This is a genomic window from Novosphingobium sp. TCA1 (assembly GCF_009811895.1).
GTDB lineage: Bacteria > Pseudomonadota > Alphaproteobacteria > Sphingomonadales > Sphingomonadaceae > Novosphingobium > Novosphingobium panipatense_A.
Map to the genome: position 1 here is coordinate 175,099 of NZ_BLJH01000004.1, position 21,939 is coordinate 197,037.

General features: G+C 64.9%; 17 protein-coding genes. 8 read left to right on the forward strand and 9 right to left on the reverse strand.

Translation table 11 applies throughout. The features are described 5' to 3' along the window. Positions 1-25: 25 nt before the first annotated feature. From NTCA1_RS07355 to NTCA1_RS07370, 4 genes are all read left to right on the forward strand, one after another. On the forward strand, positions 26-1,429 hold the full coding sequence (locus tag NTCA1_RS07355; RefSeq protein ID WP_159829694.1) for an aldehyde dehydrogenase family protein: 1,404 nt from the start codon (positions 26-28) through the stop codon (positions 1,427-1,429). A gap of 81 nt (positions 1,430-1,510) precedes the next feature. Beyond that, positions 1,511-1,852, forward strand: a complete 342-nt coding sequence (locus NTCA1_RS07360) for a gamma-glutamylcyclotransferase family protein (protein WP_159829696.1) — start codon at positions 1,511-1,513, stop codon at positions 1,850-1,852. Next, positions 1,849-2,745 (forward strand): bestrophin family protein, encoded by an 897-nt coding sequence (locus NTCA1_RS07365; RefSeq protein ID WP_159829698.1) that lies wholly within the window; start codon positions 1,849-1,851, stop codon positions 2,743-2,745. Before NTCA1_RS07360 ends, NTCA1_RS07365 begins: the two co-directional genes overlap by 4 nt. Before the next feature lie 35 nt (positions 2,746-2,780). Next, positions 2,781-3,446 carry a M24 family metallopeptidase gene (locus tag NTCA1_RS07370; protein WP_159829700.1) on the forward strand — a complete coding sequence of 222 codons (666 nt, stop codon included), beginning with the start codon at positions 2,781-2,783 and terminating at the stop codon, positions 3,444-3,446. Positions 3,447-3,488: 42 nt separating this feature from the next. Here the strand turns inward: NTCA1_RS07370 and NTCA1_RS07375 are convergent, their stop codons facing one another. The 3 genes from NTCA1_RS07375 to NTCA1_RS07385 form a co-directional block, all read right to left on the reverse strand. Continuing rightward, positions 3,489-5,003 carry an alginate export family protein gene (locus NTCA1_RS07375; RefSeq protein WP_159829702.1) on the reverse strand — a complete coding sequence of 505 codons (1,515 nt, stop codon included), beginning with the start codon at positions 5,001-5,003 and terminating at the stop codon, positions 3,489-3,491. Positions 5,004-5,174: 171 nt separating this feature from the next. Beyond that, positions 5,175-6,482, reverse strand: coding sequence for an MFS transporter (locus NTCA1_RS07380; RefSeq protein WP_086491119.1), 1,308 nt, complete (start codon positions 6,480-6,482; stop codon positions 5,175-5,177). 291 nt (positions 6,483-6,773) lie between these two features. Next, positions 6,774-7,973, reverse strand: a complete 1,200-nt coding sequence (locus NTCA1_RS07385) for a CynX/NimT family MFS transporter (RefSeq protein ID WP_159829704.1) — start codon at positions 7,971-7,973, stop codon at positions 6,774-6,776. Between the two features lie 294 nt (positions 7,974-8,267). On the opposite strand from NTCA1_RS07385, the gene NTCA1_RS07390 reads away from it, so the two are divergent. Then, positions 8,268-10,064, forward strand: coding sequence for an ABC transporter ATP-binding protein (locus NTCA1_RS07390; protein ID WP_159829706.1), 1,797 nt, complete (start codon positions 8,268-8,270; stop codon positions 10,062-10,064). A 9-nt stretch (positions 10,065-10,073) separates the two neighbouring features. Here the strand turns inward: NTCA1_RS07390 and NTCA1_RS07395 are convergent, their stop codons facing one another. The 3 genes from NTCA1_RS07395 to NTCA1_RS07405 are packed head-to-tail and all read right to left on the reverse strand — an operon-like array spanning position 10,074 to position 14,794. Beyond that, on the reverse strand, positions 10,074-11,066 hold the full coding sequence (locus NTCA1_RS07395) for a nuclease (protein WP_159829708.1): 993 nt from the start codon (positions 11,064-11,066) through the stop codon (positions 10,074-10,076). Between the two features lie 30 nt (positions 11,067-11,096). Beyond that, positions 11,097-12,281, reverse strand: a complete 1,185-nt coding sequence (locus tag NTCA1_RS07400; RefSeq protein WP_159829710.1) for a YdcF family protein — start codon at positions 12,279-12,281, stop codon at positions 11,097-11,099. Then, positions 12,281-14,794, reverse strand: coding sequence for a TonB-dependent receptor (locus tag NTCA1_RS07405; RefSeq protein WP_159829712.1), 2,514 nt, complete (start codon positions 14,792-14,794; stop codon positions 12,281-12,283). The genes NTCA1_RS07400 and NTCA1_RS07405 overlap by 1 nt, the downstream gene beginning before the upstream one ends. Positions 14,795-15,022: 228 nt before the next feature. Here NTCA1_RS07405 and NTCA1_RS07410 point away from each other — a divergent pair, with 228 nt between their 5' ends. Continuing rightward, the gene (locus NTCA1_RS07410; protein WP_159829858.1) at positions 15,023-15,535 is read left to right on the forward strand and encodes a TlpA family protein disulfide reductase; all 513 of its coding nucleotides are present in this window, start codon (positions 15,023-15,025) and stop codon (positions 15,533-15,535) included. A gap of 132 nt (positions 15,536-15,667) precedes the next feature. Further along, a complete protein-coding gene (locus NTCA1_RS07415; RefSeq protein WP_236549156.1) occupies positions 15,668-17,002 on the forward strand; it encodes an HWE histidine kinase domain-containing protein in 1,335 nt (444 codons plus the stop codon). Positions 17,003-17,099: 97 nt separating this feature from the next. Here NTCA1_RS07415 and NTCA1_RS28460 read toward each other — a convergent pair whose 3' ends face one another. Continuing rightward, the gene (locus tag NTCA1_RS28460; RefSeq protein ID WP_201282430.1) at positions 17,100-17,237 is read right to left on the reverse strand and encodes a hypothetical protein; all 138 of its coding nucleotides are present in this window, start codon (positions 17,235-17,237) and stop codon (positions 17,100-17,102) included. Between the two features lie 92 nt (positions 17,238-17,329). Beyond that, entirely contained in the window at positions 17,330-18,709 is a 1,380-nt protein-coding gene (gene fumC, locus NTCA1_RS07420; RefSeq protein WP_086491112.1) for a class II fumarate hydratase, read from the reverse strand. A 262-nt stretch (positions 18,710-18,971) separates the two neighbouring features. On the opposite strand from fumC, the gene NTCA1_RS07425 reads away from it, so the two are divergent. Then, the gene (locus NTCA1_RS07425) at positions 18,972-21,269 is read left to right on the forward strand and encodes a DPP IV N-terminal domain-containing protein (RefSeq protein ID WP_159829714.1); all 2,298 of its coding nucleotides are present in this window, start codon (positions 18,972-18,974) and stop codon (positions 21,267-21,269) included. A gap of 207 nt (positions 21,270-21,476) precedes the next feature. On the opposite strand, the gene NTCA1_RS07430 is transcribed toward NTCA1_RS07425, so the two are convergent. Continuing rightward, entirely contained in the window at positions 21,477-21,938 is a 462-nt protein-coding gene (locus NTCA1_RS07430; protein ID WP_159829716.1) for an EF-hand domain-containing protein, read from the reverse strand. Between the last annotated feature and the right edge of the window lies 1 nt (position 21,939).

The window sequence follows — 21,939 nt, forward strand, 5'->3', positions numbered from 1 at the left end:
GGCCCTTGCGCCTAGAAGCCCGCCCATGCAGTTTCGAATGCTCATCGACGGCCGCCTTTGCGATGGCGCATCCACCATCGACATTCTCGACCCTTCCACCGGCCACGTGCTCGCGCCGAGCTGGTGTGCGGACGCGGGGATGGCCGAAAGGGCGATTGCAGCGGCAGGCTGCGCCTTTCCGTCCTGGAAAAGCCTGACGCCGGACGATCGCGGCGGCGCTCTCGATGCGCTGGCAGACGCGATGGAAGGTCGCTCGGAAGCCTTCGCGCGGCTGCTGACGCAGGAGCAGGGCAAGACGCTGGCGGAAGCGCGCGGCGAAGTCGGCGCCTCGATCGCGGCGCTGCGCTATCACGCGGGGCTTCGGCTTGAGGAGCGGGTGCTGGTCGATGGACCGGACGAGAGGATCGTGGAACAGCGCTATCCCCTGGGTGTGGTGGCGGCGATCGTGCCCTGGAACTTTCCGTTGCTGCTGCTCGTGCTCAAGCTTGCCCCCGCGCTGGCGGCAGGCAACTGCGTGATCGCCAAGCCCGCACCGACCACGCCCTTCACCGCGCTTATGCTGGGAGAGCTGGCGGCGGACCTGCTGCCGCCGGGCGTGTTCCAGACGCTGGGCGACGACGGCACTCTCGGTCCTTTCCTCACCGCGCATCCCGGCATCGCCCACGTCAGTTTCACCGGATCGACGGCGACGGGCCGCAAGGTTTTCGCTTCCGCCGCGAGCACGCTGAAGCGCTTCACGCTGGAGCTGGGCGGGAACGACGCGGCGCTGGTGCTGGACGATGCGGATATCGCGGCTGTCGCGCCGCTGCTGTTCGAAGGGGCCATGTCGAATGCCGGGCAGGTGTGTCTCGGAATCAAGCGGATCTATGCCCCGCACGGCAAGATCGATGCCTTGTGCGATGCCCTTGCCGATCTGGCCGGGTCATCCGTGCCGGGCAGCGGGCTGGATCCGGCCACGACGCTGGGCCCGGTCCAGAATGCGGCGCAACATGTCCGTCTGGCGGAACTCCTGGACGAAAGCCGGGCGCTCGGTCGGATCGTCGCGGGTGGATCGCCGCTGGAGCGGGAGGGCTGGTTCGTCCCGCCGACCATCGTGCGCGATCTGCCGGACCATGCCCGCCTGGTGCGTGAGGAACAGTTCGGCCCGGTCATTCCGGTCCTCGGCTACGACACGCTGGACGAGGCGGTTATGCGGGCAAACGACAGCGAATACGGGCTCGGCGCCTCGATCTGGAGCGCGGACGCCGGGCGCGCCGTGGCGCTGGCCTCGCGGATCGAGAGCGGGCTGGTCTGGGTCAACCGTGTCTTCAGCCTGCCGTTCGAGGTCCCTATCGGCGGGGCCAAGCATTCGGGGATCGGCAGGCACCAGGGGCTGGCAGGAATGGAAGAGTTCACCCAGGCCCGCATCGTCAACGCGGCGCTGGGTTGACGGGGCGCCTTGCATAGTTCCGGCCGCGCTGTATTCGCCCAGATATCGCGATATCCCGCGTCGGAACAAAGAGAGCTGGGCATGCAGGACGTTCTTCTTTTCTCCTACGGCACCTTGCGGCAGCCGGATGTGCAGATCGCTCTGTTCGGCAGGATGGTCGAAGGAACGGCCGATGCGATGATCGGCTGGCGCAGCCGCATGATAGAGATCACCGACGCCGAGGTCATCGCCAAGAGCGGCACACGCTGGCATCCGATGGTCGAGCCAAGCGAGAGCGACGACGATTCGGTGGAGGGGATGGTCTTCCGCATTTCCCAAGCGGATCTGGCCAGTGCCGATGCCTATGAAGTCGATTACGTACGCCGCGAAGTGCGACTGCGTTCGGACCTGACCGCCTGGGTCTATGGCGATCCCGAGGGATGATCGTCCGCCCCAAGCCCGGCCTGAAGGAGATCCTGTTTGCGGTAAGCGGGTCGATCCTGCCGCGCATCGCCGGGCGATTGCTGACGATTGCGGCCATCAGCGTGGCGGCGATCCTTGCCGCGCGCGGGCATCCCGGTCTCTTCGTCCAGATCAGCACCATTCCCTTCACGCTGATCGGCATCGCGCTTTCGATCTTCATCAGCTTCCGCAACAATGCCTGCTACGATCGCTGGTGGGAGGGGCGCAAGCTCTGGGGATCGCTGGTCATCGCCTGCCGTTCCATCGCGCGGCGCGTATCCACGCTGGAGCCCGGCGATCGTGATTTCGTCCTGCGCGGCCTCTGCGGTTTCACGGCGGGTCTGGTGGCAAGGCTTCGCGGCGGTGACGAGGTATCCGCGATCGAGGCGCATTGCGGGCAGGGGCCATGGCGCGGGGCGGTCAATCCCACCGACGCCTTGCTATCGCGTATCGGCGCCTGGGGTCTGGGCCTGATGGAGGCAGGGCGTATCGGCCCGATCCATCATTCGCTGCTGGAAGAACAGTTCCACCTTCTGGCGCAAGTCCAGGCGGGGTGCGAGCGGATCGCCCTTACGCCGGTGCCGTTCAGCTATTCGCTGCTGCTTCACCGCACCGCCTATATCTTCTGCCTGGCCCTGCCGTTTGCGCTGGCGGGGACGCTGGGCTGGTGGACATTGCTGCCGGTTCTGCTGGTGAGCTACACTTTCTTCGGCCTCGATGCCCTGGGCGACCAACTGGAGGATCCCTTCGGGCTCGAACCGAACGATCTCCCACTCGCGGCCATGACCCGCACCATCGAGCGCGAGATGCTCTCGGCCCTGGGCGACGGCCCCTTGCCGCCGCCGATCGAGCCTGTTGCAAGGGTACTGCAATGACCACCGGCCAATGCCCGCAATCCATCGGAGACACCATGTCCCTATCTTCCTCGCCGCGCGAAGCGGTGGGTCCGCATTACGCCCTCGACGCCTTGCGTGAGGCGCAGTCGCTGTCCTGGCGCGCACTGGAGCATATGGCAGCCCGGATCCGCCCCGGCATGCGGGAAAGCGAGGCGCGGGAGATCGGGCATGTCGTGCTGGCTGAGATGGGCATGGAACTGGCCTGGCATCCCGTGCTCGTGCGTTTCGGGGAGAACACGCTGAAGATCTTCAGCGATCGCTCCGAAGGCGATGCCGTGCTCGGTGAGAACGACATCTATTTCATCGATATGGGCCCGGTATTCCTGGGCCATGAAGGCGACGTCGGTGCCACTTTCGCGGTGGGCGGCGATCCCGAGATGGAGGCCTGCGCACGGGACGTGAAAGTCCTGTTCGACCGGGTGCAGGCGATCTGGAACAAGGGCGAAGTGAGCGGGACTGCGCTCTATGCCCGCGCCGAGCAGGAGGCCCGTGCGATGGGCTGGGTGCTCAATCTCGACATTCGCGGCCACCGCGTCAGCGACTATCCGCATTCGGTTCACAAGGGCGGAAATCTGGGCGATTTCGATGCCGTGCCGGGCGGCGGTCTGTGGATTCTGGAAATGCAGATCCGCCATCCCACGCGTCCTTTCGGCGCGTTCTACGAGGACCTGCTGGCCTGACGTATCAACGTCCCCCGCCATGCAGGGGACGCCGATCGCATGTCAGAAACGGTAGTTGGCCATGAGGCCGAGGTAGTTGCCGTTCTTGCCGCCGTTTGCCTGGAAAGAGTCGCTGGCCGCGAAGTAGGTTTCCCATAGGCGGAAGGCCAGCCGGTCGGTGGCCTGCCAGGAGGCTTCCAGATTGAAATCCGTACCGATCGAACGGCTCGAACCGTAAGGCGCGAAGCTGGTGCCCGAGGGGCCGATATAGACCCCGTCCCCCTTGCGCGCGCGCCAGAGGAAGTCCGGCCCGGCCATGACGGTGATGGCGGGGGTCGGTTTGATCGTGACCGATGGATAGAGGTCCATCAGGTTGGAGAAGCTGAAGAACGCCGCCTCGCTGATGAGCGGCAGGCGGGCGGCGGCGGGAACGAAAGTGCCCATCTTGCCGTCCGCCAGATCCTTGTCTCCGCTGAAGTAGTTGGCTCGCAGGCCGAGGCGCGGTTTCATCGGGGCGTCGAAGGTATAGCCGCCCTCGAACATCGCGCCATAGGCCTCGATGTCCTTGTCGATGAAAGTACCGCTCTGGTAGGTGGTCTCCAGATCGACGTCCCAGTGCGGGCCGCGCTTCCACAGGCGTGCGCCCCAGTTGTTGCGATCGTCCTTGCCCACGCCCGCCGCCAGCGTGGCGCGGTCGCGGTTCATCTCGTACCAGTAGAGATCGGTGCCGAAACCGGCGATGCGCGACGGCGCGCTGATGTAGATGCCGTGGAAATCCTGGGCATGGTTCGGGCCGTCGTCGAAAGTGCCGGGATCGATCTGCACCGGCTTCACCGCGAAGAGGTCTACCGAGAGCTTGCCCGGCAGGATGTAGGTGGCGCGCACCCCCTGATAGGTGAAGCGCATGTTCAGCCCTTCGCGTATTCCGGCCAGCTTGCCGTTGCCCAGCGGCATTTCGAAGCGGCCGGGGCGGAAGGTTATCTTGCCCGCCTTGCCCAGCGGCACGGTCACGTCGACGAAGGCCTGGTAAATGTCCAGCTTGTCGCGATTGGGCGGCGTGGCGAACTGCTCGCCGAATTCGCGGTTGTCCCCCAGTTCGAGATAGGCGCGCAGGTTCGGGCCGACATGAAGGTCCGCAAGCACGCGCAGCCGCGACTGGAGGGGATCGTTGTTGTCGTTCGCCTTGAGCCCCAGCGAGGAGTGGTGCCAGTCGGTGTAGTAGAGGCGCGCCTCGCCGCCGAGCGTGAGGTAGACGTCATCAGCGATGGAAATGTGCTTGATCTTGACGAGCAGCGGATCGTCGGGCGCTGACGGCTTCGACCAGTCCTCGGTCCAGCGGATGTTCTGCGGCAGGCCATAGGGACCGGGGCGACCGCCCGGCACGGCTTCGGCGGGGCGGGCCTGGGACTTGGCCGGGCGCACGCCGGGAGGCGCCTGGGTCGAAAGGGTGCCTTCACCGGCCTCCTTCGATTCCGGCGGAACGGACTGGGCAAGGGCGGGGAGCGCGGCGATCGATGCGGCGAAGCCGGCGGTGAGTGTGGTGCTACGGGCAAGCAGGGACAATGCGCGGGGGCGCATGGCGAATATTCCTCTCAGAAATCGTTTTCATATTCTAGAGCGGCCGATCCGATTGCATCGGCCGCTCTAGTTTTTGTTTTTCCGCATTTTCCGAGTCATCAGGTGATCCCACCTGATTAGAAAATGCTTTAGATAGGAGACGGCCGTTCACAGGCGGCCGTCTCCCGAAAATCACGCGATCGCGCTTTCCCGGTAGCGCGTCAGCGAAAGGGCGATGCCGCCCACCAGCGTGCCGCATGCCATGGCGATGGCAACGGATGCGAGGCTCCAGCCGGTGCTGAAGAGCAGACCGGCCAGGATCGGCCCGAGCGCGGCACCCGCACGGCCGATACCGATCACCAGGCCGGTTCCTCCGGCGCGAAGCGCGGCGGGATAGGACTGTGCGATGACGGCGTAGAGGCCGGCCGTGGCACCATTGGCGAAGAAGCAGGCGATTGCGGCGATCACGGAGAGGCCGCCGAGCGAAACCGCGCCCTGGCCGAACACGGTCACGGCGACGGCACCGGCGAACATCGCGCCGACCACGACCGGACGGATGCCGATCTTCTGGCTCAGCAGGCTGACGGCGATCGAGCCGATCGCACCGCCGACATTGCCCCAGACCAGCACGCCGCCCGCCAGCGCAGGCGGGAAGCCGAGGTCCACGACGATCTTCGGGATCCACTTCACGAGGAAGTAGAACGTCATCATGTGGAAGAAGTAGGTGGCCGTCAGCATGATCGTGACATTGGCCATGCCCGGCGCGAACAGGGCGGCAACGCTGGTCTTCTGCTGCACCGGATCGGCAGGGGGCATTTCGTCAAGCGCCTTGCGGCCCTGCAGCACGAGCGTGCGGTTGATCTTTTCCAGAGCGCCGGCCGGGCGTTTCAGCAGGAGGAACGCCATCGTCTCGGGCACCAGCCAGAGCACCAGCGGAATGAAGCAGAGCGTGATCACTGCGCCGAATTCGAAGACGGATTCCCAACGTCCGGTCGCGGCGAGCAGCCAGGACGCGGCCGAACCTCCGACGATGGCGCCCATCGGATATCCGCCCGCCATGATCGCCACGGTGAGGTTGCGACGCCGGGCGTTCGAGCATTCCGCGACGACCGCATTCGTGGCCGCCAGCATTCCGCCGATGCCGAGGCCGGTGAACAGGCGATAGGCCGAAAGGATCGGAACGCTGGTGGCGGTCGAGGCCAGGCCCATGCCGATCCCCATGATCACCAGGCAGGCCAGCAACATCGGTCGGCGGCCGACCTTGTCGGCCAGGGTCCCCAGCACGAAAGCGCCCACGCCCATGCCGAACAGTTCCATGGAGAGGACAAGGCCCAATGCCGCACGGTCGATGCCCCAGTCCTTGGCGATGCCGGGGGCGGCGAAGCTGATCGACAGGACGTCGAAGCCGTCGAGAGCGTTGAGCGCGGTGGCGATACCGACGGCGATGACCTGCCGGTAATGCATCGGTTCGCGCGCAATAAGGGCGCGGGGGTCTTCCATGCACTTCTCCTCTGGCCCACCCCGTTGACCGTCTTTGCGGGGGGCGGGCATTATTGGCGACACTCGTCGCGGCGGCCTGGTTCGATCCGCCACCGAATGGATGGCTGCTCGTCGCCGCTCTTCATGGAGTCCTCAAGTGGAGCATTGCGCTTTTGAGGCACAAATAGCCAGATTGGATATCTGCCGAAGACACCCTGAACGGCGGTTAGCCGCGGCGTTTCATGACGTGAGAGGTGAATAAGATCCCTGTTGCCAGCTACTTCGGTGAATGGCTTAGGCGGCAGCAGGTGCTTAGAGTCTGTTTTCGTATCGGGTCAGTAGCAGGCCGAGCGGCACCAGCAGTGTTGTCACCGCCGCGATCATGCCGAAGGCGGCCCACCATCCGGCGCCCTGAAGCCAGCCCGTCAGAATCGGCCCGAGCGCGGCAAAGCAATAGCCGATGCTCTGGACTTTCGTGGAAGCGCGGCGGTTCTCGTCGACGGAGCGCGTGAACTTCATGATCATCATGAAGACCAGCACGAAAGTGCCGCCGTGCGCGATGCTGCCGATCGGCGACCAGAGCAGCCATTGTCCGGGCGCGAGCAGGATCCAGATCGGCGTGATCGTCCAGATCAGTCCCATCGCGATCAGCAGCTTGCCCAGCGAGATATGCCGCGCGAGCAGCGGCACGCCCAGCGAACCGGTCAGCGACAGGATCTGGAAGGACGACGCGACCATGCCTGCTTCGGTAACGCTCATTCCGCCTGCACCGGCAAGATAAGTCGGAAGCCACGCCGTCAGGCTGTAATAGGCGAAGATATGGACGGAGAAGGCCAGCGCCATGATGAGAACCGGGGCCGGTGTGCTCGGCATCGTCTCGGAAGGGTGCGATAGTTCACGATTAACAGAAACCCCGGTTTCCGGCGTCCCGGCGCTCGCCGCCCAGCGCAGCGCCATGGCGGCCAGCGCAAGGCCAGCCCAGGCCGCAAGGGCGACGCGCCAGCCGAAGCGATCGGCCATCGGTGCGGTGAGGCCCAGGGTGAGCATCGCGCCGAGGTTGAGCGAGATCGTGTAGACTCCGGTGACGAGGTTGGTCCTGCTTGCAAAGTCCCGCGCGATCAGCATGAGCGAGACGATATTGCCGACAGCGAGGCACAGGCCGATCAGCAGGGTTCCCGCAAACAGGCCCGCAACGCCTGCGAAAGGCCGGAAAATCACCGCGAAGGTCACGATCAGGAGGATCGACTGGATCGACCTGTCGATGCCGAGGCGGGCGATCAGCGGCGAGACGATTGGCGGAAGCAGCCCGAAGCAGAGCACGGGAATGCTCGTCAGCAATCCAGCGCCCACCGTTCCCAGGTCGAGGCTTTCCCGGATCTGGCCCAGCACGGGCTGGACCGCCGTAAGCGGGCTGCGCAAATTGCAGCCGAGCAGCACCAGGGCCAGCAGCGGCAGCCAGACTTGCGGGGTAGAGTGTGCAGGGGTGGGGCTGGCATGGGGCGATGCGGTCATGACGGATCGATGCAAGCCGAAGACCCGATTGGCAATGCCTCTCGTCCTTGCTGGCTTTGCGGAACGCCGTCTGCTAAGGGGCAGGCTCAGGCAACCAGTAGAGAGGGCGACGATGAACCATCCGTATATGCCCTTGGGGGCAATGATCCTGGCCTAGCATTGGTCATGATTTCCTGAAGCGAGCCGCTTTTTTCGAAAGCCGCTTCGTTCTCGCCTTCTTCTGGCAGCGTTGCCGCTCCCAGCCTCAAACCAGTTCAGATAGGGACCGCGCAATCGGGCGCGGGAAATCTCGGCATGACCGATCAAGACGAAGACCTCTTTCCGCGCGCGGCGGTCCTGCGCAAGGTATTGTCCTTTACCTTCAGGCACTGGGGCCGCGCGCCTCTGCTGGCGGCAGCCTGCGGCGCAGCGATGATGGTGGCGACGGTCACGGAAGTCTTCGTGCCCGTCTATGCGGGCCGGATGATCGACGCGGTGGGCGGCGGCGGTGCGGACGAGGCCTGGCGTGCCTTCGCCGCGATCACCGTGCTGGGGCTTGGCCTCGTGGTGTTTCGCTTCCTCGGCTGGTGGGCGATCACGCCGCTGACCCTCAACATGATGCGCGACGTCACGCAGGAAGCCTTCGCCCGCGTCCAGCGCCTTTCGACCGACTGGCATGCCAATGCCTTTTCCGGCTCGACCGTGCGGCGGATCACCCGCGGCATGTGGGCGCTCGACACGCTGAACGACGTCCTGCTGCTTTCGCTGCTGCCTTCCCTGACGGTGCTGGCGGCCACGGTGATCCTGCTGGCGATGCATTGGCCCGTGCTCGGGCTGGTCATGGCGCTAGGAGCGCTGGCCTATATCACGCTGACCGTGGGCCTGGCGATGCGGGTCCTGGCGCCCATCGCGCGGCTTTCGAACCAGTGGGACACGAAAATCGGCGGCATTCTGGCCGATGCCATCGGCACCAATGCCGTCGTCAAGGCCTTCGGTGGCGAACTGCGCGAGGAGGAACTGTTCGGCCGCACCGTCGCGAAATGGCGGCGGCGCACGCGGCGGACCTGGATGGCGTTCACCTGGGCGGGTAGCGGGCAGACGGCCCTGCTCTGGCTGGTGCGGGCGACGGTGACGGCGGCCGCGCTCTGGCTCTGGATGAACGGCGAAGCCAGCGCGGGCGACGTGGCCTATGTGATCACCAGCTATCTCGTGCTCAACGGTTATCTGCGCGACATCGGCCAGCACGTCCATATGCTTCAGCGCTCGGTCAACGAGATGGAGGAGCTGGTCCAGCTTCATGACGAACCGCTGGGCGTGGCCGACCGCGCCGATGCGCAGCCGATCCGCATCACCAGCGGCGCGATCCGCTTCGAAGACGTGACTTTCCACTATGCCGGGCAGGACAAGCCGCTGTTCGAGGACCTGGACGTGACGATCCCGAGCGGGCAGCGCGTGGGGCTGGTCGGGCCTTCCGGTTCGGGCAAGACCAGCTTCGTGAAGCTGATCCAGCGACTCTACGACGTGGAAAGCGGCCGCGTTTCGATAGACGGGCAGGACGTTTCCCATGCGACGCAGAGTTCCCTGCGGCGCCAGGTCGCCATCGTGCCGCAGGAGCCGGTTCTGTTCCACCGCACGCTGGCGGAGAATATCGGCTACAGCCGTCCCGAAGCGACGATCGAGGAGATCGAACGCGCAGCGCGGCTGGCCAATGCGCACGATTTCATCGCGCGCCTGCCCAAGGGCTATCGCACCCTGGTGGGCGAACGCGGGGTCAAGCTATCCGGCGGCGAACGCCAGCGCATCGCGATCGCGCGGGCGTTCCTTGCCGATGCGCCGATCCTCATCCTCGACGAAGCGACCTCCAGCCTCGATTCCGAATCCGAGGCGGCCATTCAGGACGCGATGGAGCGGCTGATGGTCGGGCGTACCGCCATCGTCATCGCCCATCGCCTCTCGACCGTGCGCGCGCTCGACCGCATCCTGGTGTTCCAGCGCGGGCGCGTCGTCGAGGACGGCAACCACGAAGCTCTCCTGAAATCGGAGAATGACCAGTATCGGCGCCTGTTCGAGCGGCAGGCGGGCACGGCCATTCCCGAAATTCAGGACCTTTGACGGCGCCGCTCAGAGCCCCGAAAGCGGCGGCGCCGAGCCGGTCTCGGGATCGTAAGCGGGGTTTGCGGGATCGAGCGGCGAAGGCGTGAGCGGCCGGGAGGTCTTCGCGCTTTCGCTCCAGGCTCGGCATATCATGTCGCGCAGCATGGCCGCGCCCTTGGCGGTCTGCGAATAGACCATCTCGCGCACGTCGCGGTCCTGGAAATTTTCGAAGCGGTCGCGCTTCTCCAGCACATAGACCTGTTCCATCCGGCCCGCCGCATCGTCGAGGAACGCCAGGATCGCGTCGAACATGTCGCCGTCACGATGGCCCGGAGCGCCGATCCGGGGCGCGATATCGCTGACGGCAAGGCCCATGCCGTCAACGAACCGGCTCTCGAAACGGCCGTGTACGGTGCGGTCGGTGGTGTAGCCCTTGGGGTTGTCGCCCCGCCAGCCGTCGCTGTTGACGGAATCGTGAAGCGGCTGCGCGCCGTCGCCGATATAGTGGCCGAGCCTGATGACCTGGAAGGCGCAGTGCTGTTCGGCAAAGGCGGTGTCCTTGCCTTCGGAGCGAAGCGCGCGGATCTGGCGCATGCAGGCGATCAGGCGCTCGTAGGCTTCCATGGCGGCGTAAGGCAGGGTGCCGGTCCACCGGACATTGGTGCGCTGCGCGGCTTCCGGGTCCTTGTCCCTGATTTCCTCGTAATGCTTGTGGAGCGCGAGGACGAAAGCATAGCGGGATCGCGGGATCGGCTTGAGGAAGGCGAACTGTTCCTTGAACCAGCCGTGGTTGGGGTCTTCCTCGATCTTCGAGAACGGCTCGCTATCCGCGCGCCAGCCGTCGGGGAGGGAGGCCGAACCGGCGATGTAATCGGCATGGCGGCGCAGGAACGTGGGGCCGTCATCCGGGATCGCCTCGATTGCGGCGCGGTCGATAACGGCAAGGGCGGTCCCGCCCCAGGCAAACGCCGGGGCGGGAAGGGCAGCGGCGGCCAGAACCGCGAGAATGAGCGGGCGCATGGCAGGCTCCGTCAAATTTGTCAGGGAAGGTCAGGGATCCAGCGGATCGCGCGGATCCACGCGGGCGGATTGCGGCGAGGGGCGGAATTCCAGCTCGGTGGGAGAGATCCGGCGACCGACCTTGCCCGGCTCGTAGCCCAGTTCGGCCATGTTGCGCTGGACGAAGGCCGGGCTTTCGATCGCGGCGCTCTGGCCGGGGTTGCAAACGATGACGGTGTCCTTGTCGAGCGGCGCGCCCATGGCCATCAGCAGGCGCGTGGCATTGCGCATGTTGGTGGTGGTGTGGCGGGCGTAAGGCTCGATCACGATGGCATCGGCAGGCACGCCGTAGCGCTCGATCAGGGCCTTGCGCATCTGCTCCGCCTCGGTGAAGCGCGTGGCGCGCGGATGGGCCCTGCCGCCGCTGACGATGATGAAGGGCACGTCGCCTTGCGCAAACCGGCTGGCGGCAAGGCGCAAGTGGTACTTGCCGAAGGGGCTGAGGGACATGTCGTCCACTTCCGGGCCGACCCCGGTGACGATCATCGCCGTATAGCGGAACCGCTTCCAGTCGATCGTTCTGGCCCGTTTCATGGCGGGCGCGTTGAGGCCGCCGGCCAGCGGTTCGAAGCCGATCGCGTCGTTGCGGTCGCTGGCATCGAGCAGGGCCAGCGCAAAGTCGAAGCTGGGATCGAGTGCCTGCGCGGAAGCCGCGCGCGGCGTATCGGCGAGCCATGCGGCGGCCTGAAGGCGGGAGCGTGTTTCCAGCGGGTCGATCATGCCTGTGCCGTCGATCTGCGGGTAGCGCGGTACCTGGCCGAGGCCGTAAGTCCGCACGACCGCATTGACGCCTTCGATCTCGCGCGCGGCCTGTGCGGCAGCGCCGTCATCGCTAGTGCCAGAGGACGTACCGGAAGGCTGCACCGCGGCGCCGGCCATGAGAGCGCTTTCCTGCGCGGTCCAGATCATGGCCTGTGCAAGACAGCCGATATCGGCTGCGCAGGCCTCCCGGCGCTGCTGCCGCGTGCGCAGCATCGCTGCGAGTTCCGGCCTGGCCCTGACGGACTCCATCGTGCGCGTATCGCGCCCCAGGGCATCGAACAGCGGGAAAAGCCGTGCGGAGAGAGCCTCCGTCTGAACGTCGCGAACCGCCCCGGCCGAAGCCGGGACGGAAGCCAGCGAGAGCATGGCGGCGGCAAGCACCGGCGCCGCCAGCCGATACGCCTTGCGGCGCATCACCAGGCCTTGCTCACGACGAGGCGGAAGTTGCGGCCGAAGATCGGGCGGCCGTAGATCGCTTCCGAACTGCCCTGTCCGGCCAGCGAGTCCGTGCGGGTATTGCCTTCGGTCAACCCATGGGCATTGAACAGGTTGTCGCCCACCACCTGGAGCTGCCAGGTGCCGTGCGAGACCGTGAAGCCCGCGCCGATCGTGCCGTAGGCCGGAAGGGCGGTGTTGTTGTAGAGGTCAACGTAGCGCTTCCCCATGTAGGTGTAGCGGCCATAGACCGAGACGTCGGTGTCGCCCGAAGAGAAGTTGAAGCTCGGACGGATGTTGCCGTAGATCTTCGGCTGGCGGACGATCTGGTTGCCTTCCGCCTGCTCGGGATCGGCACCGGTTGCGCTTTCGAAGTTCTTGTACTTCGGATCGCTGACCGTGAGCGCGCCGTTCAGCGTGAACCACGGCGTGACCGACCAGGCACCGTCGAACTCCACGCCCTTGACCTGCGCCTCGCCGATGAAGGGCACGTTCACGTCGTTGCGGCCCGTGGTCGGGTCGAACGCCAGGAACGAGGCGTTGAGGGGATCGAAGTTGGTGTAGAAGCCGGTGACGTAAAGGTACGAGCGGCCCGAAGCGAGCTTGAGGCCGACTTCGTACTGGTCCGCCACGGTCTTGATGATCGTGGGGTTGATGCTCATCACCGTCTGCACGTTGGGCGGCGTCTCGAGGTGCGAGGCGCGGCCGTAGATGCCGACATGGCTGGAGAAGTCGTAGTTCGCGCCGACCGTCCAGTTGGTGACGTTGGGCTTGAGCTTCTGGTTCAGGATCACGCCGGTGAAGGCGCGGGTGGTGTCGTCGGCCAGGGTGGTGGCGTCGCCGAGGTTGGCCTGCGTGGTCAGCGCGGCCCAGCCCTTGTAGCTGTAGCGTTCGTGACGGATGCCGCCGTCGATCCTGAGGCCCGGCACGATCTCCCAGGTGTCGTTGGCGTAGATCGCGAACATCTTCGCATCGGAATCGCCCTGGTTGAGCGTCGCCGCATAGTTGAGCACGCCGTTGTCGGTGACGCGGCCGACTACCGCTCCGGCGGCGTCGTATCCCACGAGGTCCAGCGTGCGCGGTTCACCCGCCACTTCGATCAGGTAGTTCTGATAGAGGGTACGGCTGTCCTCGCCGTAGAGGCTGCCGTAGAGGCCGACCTTGATGTCGTGGGTGCCGATGCCGGTCGCGAACTGCCTGGCCACCGAGAGGTTGGCCTGCCCCGAATAGAACTTCGAGTGGATGTCGCGGTACTGGCCCTGCATCACCAGGCCCGAGGCGGCATAGGGATCGTAGACGGTGTTGGTGCCGGCCAGCACATAGCCGAAGCGGGTCGCGCCGAACGGGGCGCCGCCGGTGCGGTTGAGATAGCCGTTGGCGAAAGCGTTGCCGTCCACCGGGTTGGTGGTGGAATAGAACGCCGTGAAGTCGTTCTTGCCCTGCGTGTAACCGGCTGCGGCGGTGACGAGCCAGCCGTCGAAATCGCCTTCGTAATGGGCGCCGAAGTTCAACATCCGCATGTGGCGGCCGTCGGACAGGTCGCTGTTGCGGCTCTGGATCACGCCGTTGCCGTCACGGTACTTCAGGTTGACGTGGCGGAAAGCGGGCGAGTTCATCGTGCCGGTGAAGTAGTCGATATACTGGTTCAGCGACTTGCTGGGATCGCGCGGATCGTTGGTCGGGATCGGCAGGTAGAAGACGTTGTGATCGTTGACGTAATTGAGGTTCAGCTTGATGAACCCGTTGTCCATCTCATGCTTGATGTTGGCGCGGATCTGGCCGCCCTTGTCGTTGGGGAAGCCGTTGTCGCGGTAGCCGTCGTGGTGGCGGATGAAGCCGCCCACGGCGTAATAGGTGTTCTTGGCAAGCTTGCCTGCCTGGAAGGCGTCAAGGCGGTAGAGGCCGGTGTCGCCCAGCGTCACTTGCGCCTTGCCGCGCGCTTCTTCGCGGCCTTCGACCGTGATGGCATTGATGATAGCGCCGGAGTAGCTGGCATAGACCGGCGCCGGACCGCCGCGCACCACTTCGACGCGCTCGGTCATGAGGTCGGGCTTGAGGATCGCGTCACCGCGGAAGAACACGCCGTCGTTCTCGTGGAACAGCGGCAGGCCGTCCTGCTGGAAGCTCACGAAGCCGCCGTCGTTGGGCAGGCCGCGGATGCGGTAGATGTTCTGCACTTCGCCGCCGGTGATCTCGGTCTGGAAGCCGGGAAGCTGGCCGATCAGGTCCGCAAAGTTGACCGGGGCGATCTTCTGCATGTCTTCCTGCGACACGGTGTTGATCGCATAGGAAACGTCGAAGCGGCGCTGCGCGCGGGTCGAGCCGGTGACGATGATATCGCCCGGCTGCGAATCCCGGTCCGCTGCTTCTTCAGAGGCAGGTGCGGGGGATGCGGAACTTGTCTGGGCGGCGGCAGGTGCGGCAAAGGCGATGCAGAATGCGGCGCACAAGGCAGCAGGCGCGGTACCGGAAGCGAGAATGCTCTTGGGCATTGGGGGGACCCTCATGTCGTTGCATGTCGGCCTTGGAAGGCGACCGGGTGCCCCTTGGCGGGCGAAGATGACACTTTTAATGAATATTGCTGAAATAATTGAATGTTACAGTTCAAAGACTGCCGCCAATTCGCGATATTCGGCGGTGCCCGTTCCGATGAAGGATATTTGACTGGCTTCCTCGAACGGCGCGGCTATGCGGCACCGACAACTCGGGGGCTTTTCGATATGGTGACGGGATTTCTGCGGATCGCGCTGGCGGCGCTTGTTTTGTGCGGTGCATGGCCTGCACCGGCATTTGCGGCTTCGTCAAGGCCCGTCGTCGGTCAGACGGCGCCGGACTTCGAACTGACCTTGATCGACGGCAGCAAGGTATCGCTGGCCGACCTCAAGGGGCAGGTGGTCGTACTGAATTTCTGGGCAACCTGGTGCGTTCCCTGCCGCAAGGAACTGCCGACGCTGGACGCCTACTACGCCGCCCAGCGGCAGACCGGGCTGAAGGTCTTCGCGATCACGACGGAGGGCTCGATCCCGCTCTACCGCCTCAAAGCTCTGTTCGCGGCCATGGCCATTCCCTCGGCCAAGCGGATCAAGGGACCCTATGGACCGCTGGAAGGCGTGCCGACAAACTTCATCATCGATCGCGCGGGCAAGCTTCGTTATGCCAAGGGCGGCGCGCTGGAGCTTGGCAGCCTCAATGCCCTGCTCGTGCCGCTGCTACGGGAACCGGCGCCGAAATAATTGATGCCGAATAAATGACGCTTGCATCAATCGACGACAAGGCTTGCCCTATCGTCGATTGACAGGCGCGGCGGTTTCCCGTCACTCCCTCTAGGTGCCTACCTCAGGGCCGCCCTCGGCATGGAGCCTTGTTTGTCCATCGATTTCGAAGCGCTGTTTTCCCTTTCGCCCAATCCCTACATCGTGGTCGATCGCGCGCTCAGGATCGTCGGGATGAACGAGGCCTATCTCAAGGCCACCATGCGAGAGCGGGATGAACTGCTCGGGCAGGGTATCTTCGATGCTTTCCCCAGCGATCCCGATTCCGAAAGCCATCGGATGATGCAGGCTTCCTTCGCGCATGTGCTGGAAAAGGGGGAAAGGGACGAACTCGCCTTCATCCGCTACGACATTCGCGGCGAGGACGGCGAGATGTCCTGTCGGTACTGGAGCGCGACGCATACACCCCTGATGGGAGCGGACGGTGAGGTGGCCTTCGTCCTGCAACACACGGTGGACGTTACCGAGCTTCACGAATTGCGGCAGCTTCGCGACGAAATGCATGTCGTCGAACGGGCCAGGGCGGTCCAGGCGCGCAATCGCGATCTTTCGGAAGAGAGCCAGCGGATCAGGACCATGTTCGATCAGGCGCCGGGCTTCATCGCCATAGTCGAAGGGCCCGACCATGTCTTCACGCTCGCCAACCATGCCTATCGCCGGCTGATCGGCGAACGGGAGATCATCGGCAGGTCCGTGGCGGAAGGCTTGCCCGAAGTGGTCGAGCAGGGCTTCGTCAGGCTGCTCAATGAAGTCTATCGCACCGGGGAACCCTATATCGGCCGGGGCGAACGGGTTGCGCTCGTCAGCGAGGAGACCGGGGAACTGGAAGACCGTTTCCTCGACTTCATCTACCAGCCGATTTTCGACGATGGCGGCGTGGTGCGGCAGATCTTCGTGCAGGGGCAGGACGTCACCGAGGAAGTCGCGGCGCTGGAGCGGCAGCAGTTGCTGATCGACGAACTCAATCACCGGGTGAAGAACACGCTGGCCATCGTCCAGAGCCTTGCCACCCAATCCTTCCGGGAAATAGACGCCTTCGGTCAGGCCAGGCAGGTCTTCGACGCCCGGTTGCGCGCGCTGGCGCTGGCGCACGATCTCCTGACCGAGCGAAGCTGGCAGCCTGCCGAACTGGCCGCGACCTTGCGCGGCACGGTGGCGGCGGCCGTGGGCGCGGCGATGGACCGGGTACGGATTTCCGGCCCCAAGGTATTGCTTGCGCCGCATACTTCCGTGTCAATGGCGCTCGCCATGCACGAACTGGCCACCAATGCCGTGAAATACGGCGCGCTGTCGCATGCTTATGGCAGATCGATGCGCAATGGAATCTTCAGGAGGAAGAGGGTCGCAGGCGACTGGTGCTGGAATGGCGGGAAAGCGGTGGGCCAAGGGTCTCGCCGCCCAGCCGCCGCGGCTTCGGCACGCGCCTGATCGAGCGCAGCTTCATGGGGGAAAAGGGCGATGCGGCGCTCGATTACCGGCCCGAAGGCCTGTACTGCCGCATCTCCTTCATTCTTCCCAAGGCGTCCTAGCGTTTCCTGGCGTCGGCATCCTTCCCGCGCGCCGGTTCGGTGGCCGGGCGGGGCGGTTCGCCTTCCTTTTTGGGCGGGCGAACCATCTCATCTTCCACTTCCCGGTTCTTCGGGCGCTTTTCCGGCTCGGTCATCTCGATACTCCTGCGGCGACGCTGCTTCCTGAGCAACGTCGCCGCCTGAGGCCGGTTCCTTGTTCGGGCCTACGACCGGATCGGCCCCCCGATCAGACCATGGTTTCGGGGCGCACCAGCCGGTCGAACGTGGGTTCGTCCACCAGGCCGAGTTCCAGCGCCGCCTCGCGCAAGGTCTGGCCCTTGGCATGGGCATGCTTGGCAATCTTCGCGGCATTGTCGTAGCCGATTTCCGGCGCGAGCGCGGTGACCAGCATCAGCGAGCGCTCAAGCAGTTCGGTGATGCGGGTGCGGTTCGGTTCGATACCGTCGACGCAGCGCTCGGCGAAGCTGGTCATGCCGGTCGCGAGCAGTTCCATGGAGCGGATAACCGCCGCGCCGATCATCGGCTTGAAGACATTCAGCTCGAAAGCGCCTTGCAGGCCGCCTACCGTGACGGCCTGATGATTGCCGATCACTTGCGCGGCCACCATCGTCAGCATCTCGCACTGTGTGGGGTTGACCTTGCCGGGCATGATCGAGCTGCCCGGCTCGTTGGCCGGCAGATCCAGCTCGCCAAGGCCCGAGCGGGGACCGGAACCGAGCAGGCGTATATCGTTGGCGATCTTGGTGAGTGCGACGGCGAGCGTCGAGAGCGTGCCGGAAAGCTGCACGAGCGCATCGTTGCTGGCCAGGGCTTCGAAAGCGTTGGGCGCCTTGACGAAGGCCTTGCCGGTCTGCTCGGCCAGATCGGCGGCGATCGCTTCGCCGAAGCCCTCGGGCGCGTTGAGGCCGGTGCCTACCGCCGTGCCGCCCTGGGCGAGGCGGAGCACGCCCTTTTCGGCATCGCGGACACGCTCGTAGGCATCGCGCAACTGCTGGACATAGCCGGAGAATTCCTGGCCAAGCGTCAACGGCGTCGCGTCCTGAAGGTGGGTGCGGCCGATCTTGACGATATCCGTCCAGGCCCTGGCCTTGGCGTCGAGCGACGCGGTCAGCCGGTCGAGCGCGGGAACCAGCACTTCCTCGATCGAGACGACTGCCGCGACATGGAGCGCGGTCGGGAAGCTGTCGTTGGAGGACTGGCCGCGATTGACGTGATCGTTGGGGTGAACCGGGCTCTTGCCGCCGCGCTGCCCGGAGAGGATTTCGTTGGCGCGGCCGGCGATGACCTCGTTGACGTTCATGTTGCTCTGGGTGCCGCTGCCGGTCTGCCAGATCACGAGCGGGAACTGGTCATCCAGCTTGCCCTCGATCACTTCGGCGGCGGCGGCCTCGATGGCGTCGGCCAGTCCGGCCTCGAGACCGTCGGCACGGTTGGCGCGGGATGCCGCCAGCTTGACGCGGGCAAGGGCGCGGACGATCGGCAGCGGCATGCGTTCGCTGGCGGCAAAGGGGAAATTCTCGATGCTGCGCTGGGTCTGGGCGCCCCAATAGGCGGCTGCGGGAACTTCGATTTCACCGATGCTGTCGGATTCGCGACGAATATCCATGGCCGTGACCGTCTCCTCGTTGCCGGACCACGGTATCTGGCCCGAAGTTGAAACTAGGATCTCCCCCCGAGGGGTTCAATGGCGGCGAATCATCGCGCCGCCCGGCTTCTATGAACCGCGAAAGAAGAAAAGCATATGCGACGCATTAGCAATTAATGCATCCCGGAGCGTCGGTTTTCGCATGACAGGAAAGCGAAAGTTGCGTCTTGCAGCTAATACCGTATACGATTTTCATCCATCTCATCGAATAAGGTCGCGTCCCATGTCTCGTTCTGCTCGCCGTGCTCGTATCTGCGGACTGTTGATGGCGGGCGGCGCGGCGCTGATTTCGGCCGCAGTCGGGGCAACACCGACACGGGAGGATATCGCGCGCTCGCTCGCCTTGCGCGAAAGCTGGCAATATCTCACCCGCGACGTGGCCTGGCCCGCGCACTGGACGCCGGACGGCAAGGCCTTTTCCTATCGCAAGACGGTGGAAGGCGGTTTCGCGTTCGAGACCGTGGATGCCGGGACACTGGCGCATAGTCCGGCATTCGACCAGCAGCGTCTGGCCTCCGTGCTGACCGAGGCGCTGGGGCGCCCGGTCGCGCCGCTGCGCCTGCCGTTCGAGGCGTTCGACTATGCCGGAGACCGCCAGACCATCCAGTTCTGGATGGGTGAGGACGGCTGGCGCTGCACGCTGACCGACTACGTTTGCGCGAAGCAGGAAGACCCGCGCCGTCCGCGCGGTTTCGGGGTCGTGCGCGATCTCTCGGTTCCGGCCGACAATCACCCGCGCCTCTCGCCCGACGGCAAGTGGGAAGCGCTTGTAGAGGACGACAACCTGATCGTGCGCCCCGCCGGAAGCACGCCCGGAAGCAGGCCCATAAGCACGCAGGCCATGCGCCTCAGCACGGACGGATCGTCGGGCAATTTCTACGATCCCGAAACCATTGCCTGGTCGCCCGACAGCCGCCACCTGATGATCTACCGCGTTCGCCCCGGCTATGCCCGCAAGGTGCTTCGCGTCGAGGCGGCACCGGAAGGCAAGGGGCAGCCGGGCCTGCGCACCCAGCTCTATCCCAAGCCCGGCGATGCCATCGATCAGGAGCAGCCGGTTCTGTTCGATGTGGCCGAAAAGCGGCAGACTATCGTGGACGCCGCCCTTTTTCCCAATGCCTATGAACTCTCCGCCCCCCGCTGGCGTGCGGACGGCAGGAGCGTCGAGTTCGACTATGTGCGGCGCGGTTTCGGGCAGGCGCGGATCGTTTCGGTCGATGCCGCGAGCGGCGCAGCCCATGCCGCCGTTACCGAGGACGCGAAGACTTTCGTCTATGCCGACCGCCGTTTTTCGCATGACGTTGACGGGCTTGGCAACGAGATCGTCTGGGCCTCCGAGCGCGATGGCTGGAACCACCTCTACCTGATCGACGGCCGCACCGGAAAGGTGAAGAAGCGCATCACCAGCGGCGAATGGGTCGTGCGCGAGGTGGTGAAGGTAGACGACCGGAAGCGTCAGATCTGGTTCGCCGCCAGCGGCATGAACCCCGGCGAGGATCCCTATTTCCGCCATTACTACCGCATCGATTTCGACGGCCGCAACCTCACGCCGCTGACCCCGGAGCGTGCCGACCACAGCGTCAGCTTCTCCCCCGACATGGCGTTCTACGTCGATACCTATTCGCGCGTGGACCTGCCCAATGTCAGCGAACTTCACCGCACGAGCGACGGCGCCCTGGTCCAGACGATCGCCAAGGGCGATATCAGCCGCCTGACCGCAGCCGGTTTCCGCGCACCGGAAGTCTTCACCGCCAAGGCGCGCGACGGCAAGACCGATATCTGGGGGCTGGTGGTCCGTCCGCGCGATTACGATCCCGCGAAGAAGTATCCGGTGATCGAGAACATCTACGCCGGGCCGCACGACAGCTTCGTGCCGAAAAGCTTCTGGCCCTTCGGCTATCACTCGGGCGGGGACAAGGTGATCGGCATGCAGGCCCTGGCCGATCTCGGCTTCATCGTCGTCCAGATCGATGGTATGGGCACCGCCAATCGCTCCAAGGCCTTCCAGGATGTGGCATGGAAGAACCTCCAGGATTCCGGTTTCCCCGACCGCATCCTCTGGCACAAGACGCTCGCCGCCAGGGACCCGGCTTACGATATCGGCCGCGTCGGCATCTACGGCGCCTCGGCGGGCGGGCAGAGCACACTCAATGCTTTGCTGTTCCACGGGGATTTCTACAAGGCAGGCGTCGCCATGGCGGGCTGCTACGACAACCGCATGGACAAGATCAGCTGGAACGAGCAGTGGCTAGGTTGGCCGGTCGACAAGAGCTATGCCGATGCCTCCGGCGTGGACAATGCCGCGCGGCTTCAGGGCAAGCTGTTCATGATCGTGGGCGAGCAGGACAGTAACGTCGATCCCGCCTCGACGATGCAGGTCGCCGATGCGCTGATCAAGGCTGAAAAGGACTTCGACCTGCTGGTCGTGCCCGGCGGCGAGCACAGCGTCGGGCGTTCTAGCGGGCCGATCGACTATGTGACGCGCAGGCTGTCGGAATTCTTCGTCCGCAGTCTTCAGTGATGGCGAAAGAGGGAAGCGCCTGCCCTTGCCTTGGATCGAACGTCAAAGCCATAGCGCGCCGTCATCCTGAACTTGGTTCAGGATCCATCTTGCCGAACGATCTGCCGTTGATGGCCGGCAATGGATCCTTAAACGAGTTCAGGATGACGATGGTAAAGCGGGGACGGTAAGTCGACAAACGCACCGATCCGCCGCCCCGCTCGTGTTTTACGCGTCGTCCTTCGCCGGAACGTCCTGGGCCGAAACGAAGCCGTCGTGATTGGTGTCGTGGCGCAGGAACATGCCCCAGCCCGTCGCGGCGAATTCGGCCTGGGTGATGCCGCCGCTCTTGTCGCTGTCCAGCACGCCGAAGCGGACGTCCGCCTGGCGCATCTGGCGGGTGCGCTCCTCGGCGCGCTCGCTTTCAGGGCGCTGCGCCAGTTCGCGTTCCAGGCGTTCGCTGTAGTCGCCGACATATTCGTCGTGCGAGAGAACGCCGTCGCGATTGCGGTCCATGCGGGCGAACTCCGCATCGCGGCCGCGCTGGTATTCGTCCTTGCTGACCTTGCCGTCGCCGTCGAGGTCCTGCTCCTTGATGAAAGTCGCCAGATCGTGGGAGGCGGCGTGGGCCGCCGTGGCACCGGTGCCGATCGCGGCGAGCAGGGTCATCGCGCAGATGGCCGTCTTCATG